Source organism: Magnetococcus marinus MC-1 (assembly GCF_000014865.1).
Lineage (GTDB): Bacteria > Pseudomonadota > Magnetococcia > Magnetococcales > Magnetococcaceae > Magnetococcus > Magnetococcus marinus.
In genome coordinates, this window is sequence record NC_008576.1 from 3,420,299 (window position 1) to 3,433,644 (window position 13,346).

A 13,346-nucleotide genomic window follows, 5' to 3' on the forward strand; every position below is an offset into this window, starting at 1 on the left:
AGCTAAAGATGCTGACAAGCTTGGACCAAAACGGTACGGGAGAGAGATGGGTGATTTTGGTACGCCCATCGCAGATCAATTCTCCCCGGCAGACAGGCGGGATCTACCCCACCCAGTTTCTACAACGGAAAAGGGTAAACCCTCATACCTCCTGGATGACAGGAAAGTGAGCTGCGAAGCAAACTGACAGGTATCAGGGCAGATGATGTCCGAAAAAGCGAATGCCCCTTCTGTAATCGGGGGGATAGGGTTATACCCGACCCGAGAGGGTGCAGACTTCGGACGGGTCTTCATTCACGAATCACCTGAGGAACGGTATGAACGAGGCAATGCAGATTAAGGAAGCCCGAGGGGACAATTCTCCTCGGAGCTTGTGCAGCCCCGGTTTTAAGAACTGGAACTCCATCGAATGGAAACAGGTTCACCGAAATGTGTCCCGACTTCAAGCAAGAATCGTGAAGGCTGAAAAGGAAGGGAGAATCGGCAAAGTCAAAGCTTTGCAGATCATTCTGACCAAATCATTGGCTGCCAGGGCACTGGCCGTCAAGCGCGTCACGGAAAACCGGGGGAAGAATACTCCTGGTGTGGATGGCAGTCTCTGGAAAACCCCGGGGAGCAAAGCCAAAGCTGTTCAACATTTGAGGCGTAAAGGCTACAAGGCCAGCGCCTTGAAAAGAGTGTACATTCCAAAGGCCAACGGTAAGAAACGACCACTCGGGATTCCCACCATGAGAGATAGAGCCATGCAGGCACTGTATCAAATGGCTCTTGACCCTGTGGCGGAATGCCGTGCTGATGTCAACTCCTATGGATTTCGTAGACATCGCTCGACGGCAGATGCCATTGAAAAATGTTTTGCCGTACTATCCAGGAAATTGGCTGGTCGGTGGGTCCTTGAAGGGGACATCAAAGGCTGTTTCGACAACATCAACCATCAATGGCTGTTGGATAACATCCCAACAGACAAAAAGATGTTGAACGCCTGGCTCAAAGCCGGAGTTGTACACAAAGGAGCCTTCCACGCAACAGAGGCCGGAACACCACAAGGTGGCATCATTTCACCTGTTTTGGCGAATATGGCACTCGATGGGCTCGAAGATGCCCTTCAGGCTCGATTCGGAAGCAAAATTTCTCCCCGAAGAAAAGCCTGCCGTATTAATCTGGTGCGGTATGCGGATGATTTCATCATCACCGGAAGTTCACCAGAGCTGCTGGAAAATGAGGTCAAACCACTGGTGCAGAACTTTTTATCGGAAAGAGGATTGGCTCTTTCCGCTGAAAAAACCAGTATCACATACATAACGGACGGCTTTGATTTCCTTGGCCAAAACATCAGGAAGTACAGAGATAAACTCCTGATCAAACCTTCCAGGAAGAGCATTTCGAATCTCTTGGAAAAGGTCAGGGAAATCATCAAAAGTCACAAAAGCTCTACAGCCGGTGGATTGATTCTCCTTCTGAATCCAATCATCAGGGGGTGGGCGAATTATCACCGGCATGTAGTGAGTGGAAGGGTTTTTGCCCGCGTTGACCATGCAATATGGCAAGCTATCTGGGCCTGGGCAGTCCGAAGACATCCCAAGAAATCGAAAAAGTGGGTCCGCTCAAAATATTTCACCACGGAAGGGGGAAATAACTGGGCATTCTTCGGGGAGACCTATGCTGGCGTGAGAGTGTTGCTCTTCAAAGCAACATCACTCGGCATCATTCGTCACATCAAGGTCAGACAGGATCTCAATCCCTATGATCCAGCCTGGAAGGATTACCTTGTGAAACGGGTAGCCAAATCCACCCCTGGCTCGGGCTGGGTGCCGCAAGGTGCCTTTTGAAGGCTTGAGCCGTGTGCGGTGAAAGTCGCACGCACGGTTCTTAGGGGGGGATGTGGGGGTAACCCCATGTCCCTACCCGACGACATCTTCACCCTGACCGGTGTGAAGACCGCATATGTGCTATTTTTCATCCACCTGGAAAGCCGCCGGGTGTTCTGCAGTTCGCCATCCTATTCGCCGGACAGCGCCTGGGTGACGCAGCAGGCCCGGAACATGCTGATGTGGTGCGATGACGAGGGCATCAGCCCCGAATTCCTGATCCGTGACGCCGACACCAAGTTCACTGCCTCCTTCAATGAGGTATGGCAATCCGAGGGAGCTCGGGTGATCCAAATCCCGCCAAAATCACCCCAGGCGAACGCATTCGCGGAGTCCTGGATAGCCAGCTTCAAGCGGGAGTGTCTGGAGTTCTTTATCTGTGTCAGCCGCCGACAGCTGGACTACATCTGCCGCCGATGGGTGTATCATCACAACACCGATCGTCCTCACCAGGGTGTTGATATCGGCAACAACGTGCTACAGGTGAATTTCAAGCCGACTCAAACGGGTGATGTCCGGTGCCGGGAGGATCTTGGAGGGATTATCCGATCCTACTACCGGGAGGCTGCCTGATCGGCTGCCCGTTTTCATTATTTGATTTTTCAGCGAGGTGTGTGATGGCAAAGAACCCCTTTATGGGTAAGTGGCGGATCGTTCATATGGATGAATGGGGGGAAGATTATCTGGACTTGGTCGCCCCCGCTCACATCACCTTCGACAAGGAAGATATGGGAAGCTTCCAGTTTGGTGCCGTGCAGGGCTGGCTGGATTGTCGGAGGGGTGCGCTTGATGGTGAGCCCATCATTGAGTTCTCATGGCAGGGACAAAATGACAGTGATGAGGCTTGCGGTCGGGGGTGGGCTAAGTTGACGGCAGAAGGCCTGGGAGGTCATCTATTCATCCACGCAAGCGACGACTCGCCATTTCGCGCTGTGAAGATGGTTGGCAAGTGAGTCGTTTTGCCTGCTGATATCTCAGAGGGTGTACCACATGGGTGATCGTGATAAAGAAACTGAAAAAGAGATCCTCTCCCAACAGAAATTTACCATGGCTGGCGCCATCGGCCGGGCGGCTGGAAGTGGCGTAATGAAAGGCGCCTCGCCAATTTCTAGGCAGGAACAGGCCATCAATCACATTGACGCGTATATCAGGGATAACTGCCCCGACCCATCGGGCGCCCTGATATCGGTTTTGGTTCGCAGGGTAAAAAACACCACGCCCATCGTGGAGAAACATTTGGAGCAACCTTTGCTGGCATTGGCAGAGATCATCCAAACCATTTTGGGTAACGAATCGGTGTTGTTCGAGTTTGTGCGTCAAGTGGATGTCCGCTGGGGAGAGGTGTACCAGGAACGTCCGCATTTCCAGCAACCCGGGCAAACACCCCACCCTGAGGACGAATATACCCACGATTCGATAAGAGCAAGCTTACTTGATCTCCTTAAGAAAGCGGAAAACTCCAATCATGCAAAGGTGTCTTGATGGCAGATCACATAAAAAAACAGTGCCCTAAATGTGGTCAGTCGCTCAGGATCCCGAAGAATATTGGCGGAAAGTTGATGGCCTGCCCCGCATGCGGAAACAAGATGATTTCCGACTTCAAATTTGGCGGGATCAGGAAGAAGAAAGGGCTTGCCAGCACTATATTCGAGTTGCCCGGCACAATGCTTCAACGGCTCTTCAATCTGTTTCGTTGAACGTGGTAACCAGCCATGCGGCCAACTTGGCCATCAGGGGCCAGTGCCCCAACGGCCACCAACGTGGACAGCTCACGACTCGCGGTTCGGATGGAGATTCCCAGCGCCTCCGCCAACTCCTGCCGGGTGATTCGGCCATGCTCTCGCGTGAGGGCAACGGCCTGCTCCTGGCGCTGAGTGAGCTGGGGTACATCGCCTTCAACATTGGGTTCTGCCAAGGCAAAGAGCGTCTGGCCAGAGACGACAGACCGCGACACATCTCCCTCAGCCACCATGCTGGTCAGGTGTCGGTGAATCGTGGGTTTGGGAGTCTTCAGCCTGCTCTGCAGGTCGACCAAAGCCAAACTGCCCGATTCCTGGAGCGCTGAAATGATCCGCTCCCTCACTGACATGCTTGGATCTTCGACGTCGATGGCATCCGGCAGGTGTTCAGCCAGGTGCTCAGCGAAAATATTCCTACGGGCATCCACCGCTGCGGCCAGGATGATGTTCTGCAGCTCCCGCACATTGCCCGGCCAATGATAGGCCATCAGGAGCGTTTGGGCATCACGGCTCAAGCCGATCCCGGCGAAATCCTCTCGGGATTTTAGGAATGCCCGGGCCAGCTTGACGATGTCATGCCCACGCTCTCCGAGGGCGGGGAGTTGGATCGCATATCCCTTGAGACGGAAGATCAGATCCTCGCGGAATTTCCTGTCCGCCGCCATTTGGGTCAGGTCACGGTGGGTGGCGGAGAGGATCCGAACATCCAACTTCTGTACGGCCTTGGCTCCGACGGGCCGGACTTCTCCTTCCTGCAACACCCGAAGGATCTTTGCCTGGAGTGGCAGTGGCATATCCCCGATTTCATCCAGAAACAGGGTTCCGGTGCTGGCCTGGACAAACAGGCCGTCTTTGTCGCTGGTTGCCCCACTGAACGCGCCTTTCTTGTACCCAAACAGCTCCGCTTCCAGCAATTCCGCAGGTATGGCGGCGCAATTGACGGCGACGAACGGTTTCTGAGCTCTGCGGCTCTGGTCATGGATGAATTGGGCAAACAGCTCCTTGCCGGTACCACTCTCACCGGTGATCAGCACGGGCAGCACCGTCTTGGCGACCTTCTTGGCTTTGGCCAAGGTCGCTTTCAGAGCGGTGCTGTTGCCGATGATCTGGTGCGGTTTGCTGGACACGGTACCCTCTCACGTTGATTTGACGTGTTCAGGGTAGTGGTCCGGTGTTTGTTCATGCCACGGCGGAGGCATGGCGGAGGCATGAACAGCATGACGTCATGGTGTTCATGCATGACGTCCGGTCGGTCCGGCATGACGTCCGGCTAGTCTGGCATGACGTCATGGTGTTCATGCATGACGTCTGGCTGGTCCGGCATGACCTCAGCAAGACGCAAAAAAGGTCTTGCCAGATGCCCAGCAAGACCTTACCCAATGGTTCAAAATCATTTTCAAAAAATATTTGCTGTGTTGGAGAGCAGAATCTTGCCTTGGTGTTTGTTTTTATGGGGTGTTCTTCAGTTTTCTGTTCATAAAGAAAATTCGGAAGGAAACTACACCAATGATTGTTAGCAGAAGTAAAAGTAGAAACAAGCGAGTGGTTTTATGCTCCTGCTGTAAAGTCCCCTCCTGGTGAGCTTTTAATGCAGCGACGTCTTCAACTAATCGCTTGGTATCATTATGATAATTGGCTATCAAAGTCTTCATCTCTTCAATTTGTTCTTCAATTTCAGAATCTAGCTCTTCCAAGCTTGAAAGAACAACTAAAATGGCCTGCGCCCCATCTATCAGCCTCCTGTACTCAATTAACGCCTTCTGAACTCTACCCAATGTTGTTACATCAGAACGAATGGTCGTGTTTTGCGACAAGGCTAAAGAAGAAATTCTCTGTTGTTCAAGTTTCAAACTTTTTACGTAGTTAACCAGAACAATGAAAAATGTCTGATCGCTGTATTCTTCAAGAGCGGGTAGTTGCGCTATTTTCATTATTTGTTCAAAAAAAACGGCGGTCTCACCTCTATACCTTAGGCCGACGTGGGATAAATATACTGAAAAAAGAAGCGGTATTAGATCATTATCTGGCTCCGACAAAATTGAGTGCTTAAAGTAGTTTTCATTGATATCTAAGAAATCCACTGACTCTTGGTAGAGTGATGCAGTTGCAAACAAAAAGGCAGGTAACGTCCCATTCATCTGAAGCGTGTTTGCATACTTGATGGCGTGATCGGCGTATTCAGCAGCCTCGTGATATTGATGGGTAACAAAATAAAGGTAGGCCAACAATGTACGCACCTGCACTGCTTCTTTTCCCTCTAACCCCTCAATGTTTTCCCTCACTTTTATTATGGCATCATGAAAAACAGCCTGATTTTGTTCACCAAATATAGGATTTTCCTCGTCAAAATGCTTCAGAGCTTTCATTGCTTTTTGGTAAGAGTCCGGGCCTTTACTTCGTCTGGGAGGTGGTAATGTTGGCAAATGCTGGCTTTGCTCAACAAGCCTACTGTAACTGTAAGATTCAAAAACTTGAGAGAGAGTAAAGTCTATCACAACCTCAGTACTGAAGGTTAAAGCAGCCGTCAGAAGTGCTACTCCTCCAGCCATCCCCAAACCGCCAGAAGCAATGGCTCCACCACCAAGCAAGGCTAGCCCATAATTGGTTGCTGCAATGCCTGATAACCCTGCCATATTTCCGATGCTTGTTCCAATGGATAAAACAATTGGAGAGGCTGTGCCTCCGGTAAAATAAATTACGAGACCGGCTATTACCGCCAACACTCCAGCAACGATCCAGCCAATTAAATTTGGATCGGTATAAAAGTGCTTGAACGTGCCAACTTCAGCTGAAAATGTAACAGCTGGAATGAGTAGCGTCGCAAACAATGCTACCACTGAAAATGATCTTGTTATCACCTTCACAATTCACCTCTTTTATTCAAAAACATCTCAATTCAACCGTTGCCCTCTATGTGCACGATCACAGGATATCCATTAGATGCTGCAACTGCATTGTTTGCTCTTGGGCAGAGCCGTAGATGACATGGATACCACGTTTTTTAGTTTCCTTATCAATTGCCCTGAGTACATTAGAATTCGAGGGTCTATTCGTAAAACTAAAAATGGGATGAATAGCCCCAGGGAAGTCAGATGATCCTCTGAAAGCCACCAGTGAGTTCATATCGCCACGGATGGTAGCTAAACTGGAAAAAACTATGTCATCGTATGCTTTAGCTTCAATGGGAATAAGCTTATCGCCCCTGGAAAGAAGGATATCGATATCAGTTGCCCCCCCTTTAATCCCGTCATCAAAACGACCGCCAATCCGAACTACATTGAAACCATTGTCAACCGCAGCACTCGCAATCCTTATCTCGTTGAGATGCCCCTTGGTTTTGGCAGCGCTGACCCCTAGTGTTTTGGCAAGAGTACTTCGAAAGCCTGGCACGTCCCCCAAATTTCTCAAGAGAGTTTCTGCCTCCTTCCGAGGGATTTTCCCTTGTCTAACAGCAATTCGAATAAACGTATCCAGCACTGCTTTTTGTGGAAGATTCATCCGGCCTACATTTCTACGCACACTAGCGATATCTCCAGCTTTTTGAATCATCTCAGTTAAATGGATAATCTGATCTTCAGATAATGCCCCTTTGACATAACCTAATCGAACTGTTTCTGAGGCAACTTGCGATCCTTTGAGTAAGTTACCCCAAAAAGGAAAGGCTTCATTGATCCAAGGGCCACCCATAAAAAGAATCAGCGCTATGCTGCTTAGGATAATTTTCAATGGTTTATTTCTATCCATTGCTGTATGCCTTCCTTCTTGGCTCTTATGGGGTGTTCTAAGCTGGTGACACAGCTATGAGATTTTCCCAGGGAAAAAATCAAACGTGGCTTAGTCATTCAACTGCAACCAGATTGGGGGACAGATTCTTTCTAAAAAATCGTAGAGATCATTTTGTCGCATATCGGAAAATCTCACGCACAACAAGAAAAAGCAGAAGATATGGCAGGATGGCCGTGTATAAGATCCCCATGACTATCATTGTTGATAAAGTTATATCCTCAAGTTTCGCAGTTCGTTGACCGATCAATTGGGCTGATATTTGCCAACCAAATCAAGGGCAAAGCTGCCTCGTGTATGCTATAATTCTGATGTAGAATCAGTCAGATAGCTCAGGGACGAGGCCAGCTTCATGAATCAGCATAACAGGGAACAGGCTACTGTGCCTACCCCCATGATTGACGAGATCAAAACCCAATCCTTTGGAGTATTCGGCGTAGATAATGCTATCGTCGATTTTCTCCAGGAAATTGGCTTCCAGGCGATATTCAATCGGCGCGGATGGAGCAAACGAACGGGGAAGGATCTTCCGACGCTGATCATGTTACTGATCCTGCATCCTCTGCTGAAGGTGCCGTCCATTCACCTTTTTTGCCGCGATCACTTTCTGTCGGTCTTCGCGGTAGGCAAGGATACCTTCTACCGGTTGCTCCAACGCCAATTTCCATGGCGGAATGCGCATTGGGCGCTAATCAAAAAGTTACTACCCCAGTGGCGAACGCTGGATCTCGGCCCCGGCTACCTTGTTGCCGATACCACCGTCAAAGAGAAGCGTGGTGATCGTATTGAAGGTGTTTGCTGGCATCATGACCACAATACCGGCCGCTCGGTTGCAGGTTTTGAAGCAGCCCACTTGGTCTGGGTTAACAAGCAGGGAACCTTGCCACTGGATGCCGCTTTGCGTTTTTCAAAGCGGCCTCTGATCAGCAATCTGCTCCACATCCTCAGTTACCGGTTCGATTGTCGCTCACATCTTGGACGGCGTTACCGTGAGGCGGCCAAGATGTCTAAGCTTGATCAGACTGTGGACATGGTTGCCAGAGCCATTCAAGCCGGGATTCCGGCCCAGTATTTTCTCGCCGATGCTTGGTACTCATCGGTTAAGTTCGTCAAGAAAATCCTGGATCTGGGCGTGATCCCCCTGATCCGATGGAAGCGCAACAACACCAAGTTCCTATTCCAGGGCGAGAGACTGACCAGCGCCGAACTTTACACCCGGTTTGCCAAGGGCAAGATCAGGAAAGCTAAGGGGTCCAAGCGCTTCAAAGGAACCTTCCTAGATGCAGAGCACCCCGAAATCGGCCTTATACGTCTGTTCTTCGTCCGGCTGATCGATCCGAAAACCGGCTCGAAGGAGTGGGCCGTCTTTCTGACCACAGACCGGTCAATGGGGCTGTCAAATATGATCGAGCACTACGCCAACCGCTGGGGGATCGAAGTTTTCTACAAGGAATCCAAACAGCACCTCGGTTTCCTTAATGAGTCCGTCCGATCCTTCGAAGCAGTCATCGCCTGCCTACACCTAGCTGCCATGCGCCATGCTGTCCTCTCCAGCATGGTAGCGATCAAAGGCAGCCAGCGGGATCAACTCTCCCACAATCTGGCCGCTTTGACCTATGCCCGAAAGCTCTGGCATACCTTCCGCGCCATCTTCAATGATGCCCTTGGCCGAACATCCATTCTTGAAAATCACCAAAAAAACGAGGTAATTGAACTCCTTGAACAGGAGGTTGAGGCTTGGCTCAGCAAGGCATTGATGCTCGATCCCCTTGGTTCACAACGTCAAATTCTGGCCGAAACGAACTGCGAAACTTGAGTTATATCGCTTGTGTTCATTATTCATCTCCACAGTGAGGCTTCTGATTTGATTCAAAAAGACAAAATATTATGCCGCCAACCTCATCTTCTGAATTATAGCTGATAGCTGCCGGATCTCCCGCTGACTATGCAAAGCAAGCTGGGTATGGTCAATCTCACCAATGATAATCTCGGGCTTGATCCGATAACTGCCCATCTTGTCGTTCTCATAAAAGGACATTCCACCAGGGAGCAGCGGCTTCAGAGAGCTGTTGAGGTTGGACATCCCCTTAAAGCCATCGGCATCTCTGGAGCCCAGATCCTGCTTGTGAACCCAGCCTGAGTCATCCTGTGCTCTACCAGCCACCATGCGCATGAGTAAAAGGAGCTGGGCATCAGGCAAGTGCTGTGAAACACCGTTAATAGCGACCTCTGTCCGTTTGCCCTCGATTTGGCCAGGGATCGTTAGGCTGATATCAGAGCGTTCTGTTTTTCGCTTGGGTGCGACAGGCCGGGAATTACTCCGGCTTGGCTTGCCTCTGGCCAGCTCCATGATGTGAGCACAATCCGCATGGTTTTCCCGACCACTTTTGACCAAACACTCCTGGATCTTGATGTGAAGTGGTGGATTGTTTTCTCCAAGCGGTTTGAGAATGAAGTCATCCGCCCCGTTCTGCAGCATTCCAATCACGTTGAACATCTCCTTGGCGTGACCACTCATGGCCAGGATCTGGAGATGGTGTTGATCATTGTCATTCCGATGAGGGTAGCGATCTCGAATCTGGCGCTGAAGCTGAGCACCCGCCTCAACCATAGGGTAGATGGCATCGGCATCCACTTTGATCTGAAGATCAAGGATGGCGAAGCAAAACTGCCCTTCCTCCATCAACCGCAGCCCCTCTTCCTGGGTCTCGGCATGGATGAAGTCATGGCCAAGGGATTTGAGGAGATCGCCCAACGCTTCTGCCAGATTCAGGTCATCCTCAACAATCAGCGCCACATGCTTGTTTTTCGCTCTGTTACTCACCATTTCAGATCCTCCTGTTTAACTGGCAGAGAGATGGTTACCGTGGTGCCTTTCCCTTTTTGGCTAGAGAGCTGAATGAGGCCTGCATGGTCAGATTCAATGATCTTCTTGGCGATGGTGAGACCAAACCCTGTGCCATCCGGCTTGGTGGTGGCAAAGAGCCGAAAAGCGCTCCTGACATCCTGCTCTGACATACCTGTCCCTTGGTCAGTAATGGAGAGCATCACCCTCGACCTGTTCACCACAGTAGCATGGACCTTGATGGCCGGTGCGCGGTCACAAGCAATGCATGCATCAATGCTGTTCTGAAGGATATTGGATAGCGCCTGCAGAAGTAGATAACGATTGATATCCAGCATGATGCATTTAGGGACAGAGAGCTCAACGTGAAGCGCACTGTTTTCAGGCTTGCGATCCCTTATCAGATGAATCGCCTCATCAACGACTGAGATCAGGTTCTCATTTTGAAACTCCAGCTCAGTCGTCTGGGTAAGGGTTCGAAAGGAGTTCAAGATGGCCATCATGAACTCAAGGCGCTCTTTGGCCATTGTCGTATGCTTTTGGATCAATGCCCGGTTGAGCCGCTTCTGCTCCAGGGCTGTTTTCAACAAGGTAAGGCTCACATCCATGGGCGAGATGACTTTGACCATTTCGTGGTTGAACTCCCTCACAAACTGGTTCTGGAGCTTTTCCGCGACCCGTTTGGCGGCTCCCCGAGCATGGGCCCCATGCTTTTCCTCAAGATCTGAAAGCCACTCCAGCATAAGATCCCCATGCTCATCCTTGAGCAGGTCGGTTTTGGAGATCTCCTGGCGCCGATCCATGGTCCGTTTCGCAGCGCTCTTCACCCAGGCATTGTCATCCTCCTCCAATACAGCAATGATCCTGTCAAAGGTCTCATGACGGAGAAAGAGGATGGCATGGGCCAGGGCTTTGCGGACCTCCCACTTCTCATGTCGGGCTAAACTAAACATCTGCTCGCCCAGCCTGGCGTGTACGAATGGCTCCATGGCGGCGTAGCGGAGTAGACCGCCCCCTTGATCCACAGCATCCCTTACGGTGGGCCAATTGGAGGAGCAAAATGCTTGTAGAAGCCCATCCAAGCCTGTCTCCGGTTTAATGGTATCCATCATGATCAGTGACCGTACCTTTCCTTGCGCTGCAGGAACGCCTCGCGGCCACCTTCAAGCAGTGTCTCAATCTCACCCTTTACCTCATCAACGCTACCAGCGCATTGGATGCGTCCCCGCCTACCATCTGATGAGAGTACAAAGACCCGCTCCGCCTCTCCCAGAACCGGTATGTTGGGGTTATGAGTCACAAAGATAAGCTGGCGCGTAGCTTTGGCTTTTTTGATGGATTTGACGATGGTATCGAAGATAAAGGCGTTATCCAGATTGTCCTCTGGCTGATCAATCAGTAGGGGGCGATCGCTCTCTAGCAACAAAATGGGCAAGATCGTGGTGCAGCGCTGGCCAGTTGAAAGCGCGGTGGCATCTTTGTACTTTTCCCCATCCTGCAGTTCAATCCGTGGCAAATCATCCAACTCCACTACTTCAAGCCGATTGGCAAAGCCATTATCAGAAAGCAGGTCGATCACACGGGCGGAGCGGATCTCATCCAGACCTGCTACATCTGATAGCCTCTTTACATCCCGTCGGTGGATGATGGTGCTAACCTCTTCAGGGGAAAGATTCTGAACCACCTTGTCCACAATGGATGCGTATCTCAGCCCCGAGCCTTTGAGCCCTTCGGAGAGGAGGTCCGCGAACGCCTGCCGATTGCCAGACTGGGTTATGGTGACCCGTATCATGGGGTCAAGCTGGTTGGTCAGACGGTCAGCCACCTTTCGGCGTAGCAAAAACCGCTCATCCCGCAGATCCGAAAGCTTCGAAGTCATAGTGCGGTGCGTCTCTGACAGCTCAGCCTGTTGCTTTTTGAGCTCCTCAAACTGGCGTCTGGCCTCTGTCACCTCCAGATGGCGCTTTTGGATCTGGTTGCGCTCAGCAGCACGCCCTTGCTCTTCCTGAGATCGCTCTACCATATCCCGGTATTCCTGCTCCTGCTTTCCATGGCGAAGCTTTAGCTCCTCATCAAGCTGAGAAAGCTCGGTGCCCGCGATTTGGCAGAGCTCCTCAATGATGGGGAGGTTTTTAATCATCTCATCGAGCATATACTGCACATGGCTTGAGGCTGCTTCAAAAACCGCCTCGTTGGGCCCTTCCAGGTATTCCGGATTGAAATGCGCATTGAGTTTTTGCATCAGTGCGCTCATTCCCTTCTGATAGCGGGAGGAGAAGGCATCGATTTCGGTCTGGAGTGCATTGAGCGATTGGGATTCCCGATCCCGCAGTGCCTTATGGGCATGGGCGGCATTGATGGCCTCAGCGTCAGGCCCATCTGAGAGCTGTTCAAAGCCCTTCAGCTTTTCTTCAATGGCAGCGAGCTCTGATGCGGTTTCAGCCAGATCCTGCATCTGGCGGTTGATCTGGAGCAGTTCACCTGCGCTATGGTTGATATCACGCATCAGCTTGCTGATATCGCCGTTGATGCGCCGAATACTCTCCTCTTCAAACTGATCGATCAGCTTCAGTTGAAAGCCAGTATCTGTAGCGATCTGCTCAATCTCATTCTGGCTGTAGATATCGGCTTTGAAGATGCGGTCACGATCCAGAGAGATGGTGGTGATCTCTCCTCTCTCATTGAGAACCTGGCACTCATCATTCCATGGGCGGTCAGCGGTGTAACGCATACCATGGGCTGTTTGAATTCCAAGCTTTACTCTGCCATTGGCCAGATTGTTCTGTACAACGGAGTGAGCGCGAGAGCGACTGTTGCGCTGCAGCTCAGGCATCAAGCCCAGGGTGTAACGAATAAACTCCAAAATGGTGGTCTTGCCGGTCCCGCGTCCTCCAATGACGCAGTTGAGACCTGGGAGGAATTCCAATTTCCCCCCTTCAAGAAAGCCTCCTGAAAATTCAGCTCCCAAAAGGATGTGGTTGCCATAAGCTGGAACGATCTCTTCTCTAGCATTCATGGTCTGACACCTGTCACTGAGTGCAGCTCCCAAGGGAGCCTGCTATCAAAAAAGGATAAAAGCCAATGGATACGTGCTCGTCTGCACGCCGAATA

Annotated in this window: 11 protein-coding genes; 5 read left to right on the top strand and 6 right to left on the bottom strand. The window is 50.9% G+C overall.

The genetic code is table 11. From position 1 onward, the window contains the following. Positions 1–317: 317 nt before the first annotated feature. The 4 genes from ltrA to MMC1_RS13840 all read left to right on the top strand — a co-directional run bounded on the left by ltrA (position 318) and on the right by MMC1_RS13840 (position 3,350). Positions 318–1,829, top strand: coding sequence for a group II intron reverse transcriptase/maturase (gene ltrA, locus MMC1_RS13825; protein WP_011714294.1), 1,512 nt, complete (start codon positions 318–320; stop codon positions 1,827–1,829). Positions 1,830–1,895: 66 nt separating this feature from the next. After that, entirely contained in the window at positions 1,896–2,441 is a 546-nt protein-coding gene (locus MMC1_RS13830; protein ID WP_011714295.1) for an integrase core domain-containing protein, read from the top strand. A gap of 44 nt (positions 2,442–2,485) precedes the next feature. Further along, a complete protein-coding gene (locus MMC1_RS13835; protein ID WP_011713031.1) occupies positions 2,486–2,821 on the top strand; it encodes a hypothetical protein in 336 nt (111 codons plus the stop codon). A gap of 37 nt (positions 2,822–2,858) precedes the next feature. Then, positions 2,859–3,350, top strand: coding sequence for a hypothetical protein (locus tag MMC1_RS13840; RefSeq protein WP_041641255.1), 492 nt, complete (start codon positions 2,859–2,861; stop codon positions 3,348–3,350). A 187-nt stretch (positions 3,351–3,537) separates the two neighbouring features. Here MMC1_RS13840 and MMC1_RS20330 read toward each other — a convergent pair whose 3' ends face one another. From MMC1_RS20330 to MMC1_RS13860, 3 genes are all read right to left on the bottom strand, one after another. Continuing rightward, on the bottom strand, positions 3,538–4,734 hold the full coding sequence (locus MMC1_RS20330) for a sigma 54-interacting transcriptional regulator (protein ID WP_011714297.1): 1,197 nt from the start codon (positions 4,732–4,734) through the stop codon (positions 3,538–3,540). 321 nt (positions 4,735–5,055) lie between these two features. Further along, entirely contained in the window at positions 5,056–6,471 is a 1,416-nt protein-coding gene (locus tag MMC1_RS13855) for a hypothetical protein (protein WP_011713027.1), read from the bottom strand. A 58-nt stretch (positions 6,472–6,529) separates the two neighbouring features. Beyond that, entirely contained in the window at positions 6,530–7,351 is an 822-nt protein-coding gene (locus MMC1_RS13860; RefSeq protein ID WP_011713026.1) for a hypothetical protein, read from the bottom strand. A gap of 391 nt (positions 7,352–7,742) precedes the next feature. Here MMC1_RS13860 and MMC1_RS13865 point away from each other — a divergent pair, with 391 nt between their 5' ends. Further along, positions 7,743–9,206, top strand: a complete 1,464-nt coding sequence (locus tag MMC1_RS13865) for an IS4-like element ISMasp2 family transposase (RefSeq protein ID WP_011714298.1) — start codon at positions 7,743–7,745, stop codon at positions 9,204–9,206. A gap of 69 nt (positions 9,207–9,275) precedes the next feature. Here MMC1_RS13865 and MMC1_RS13870 read toward each other — a convergent pair whose 3' ends face one another. The 3 genes from MMC1_RS13870 to MMC1_RS13880 are packed head-to-tail and all read right to left on the bottom strand — an operon-like array spanning position 9,276 to position 13,161. Then, positions 9,276–10,217: a response regulator transcription factor gene (locus tag MMC1_RS13870; RefSeq protein ID WP_011714299.1), complete on the bottom strand. Its 942-nt coding sequence runs from the start codon at positions 10,215–10,217 to the stop codon at positions 9,276–9,278. Further along, positions 10,211–11,347, bottom strand: coding sequence for a sensor histidine kinase (locus tag MMC1_RS13875; RefSeq protein ID WP_011714300.1), 1,137 nt, complete (start codon positions 11,345–11,347; stop codon positions 10,211–10,213). Before MMC1_RS13875 ends, MMC1_RS13870 begins: the two co-directional genes overlap by 7 nt. Before the next feature lie 2 nt (positions 11,348–11,349). After that, a complete protein-coding gene (locus tag MMC1_RS13880) occupies positions 11,350–13,161 on the bottom strand; it encodes an AAA family ATPase (protein WP_407081014.1) in 1,812 nt (603 codons plus the stop codon). Positions 13,162–13,346: the final 185 nt, after the last annotated feature.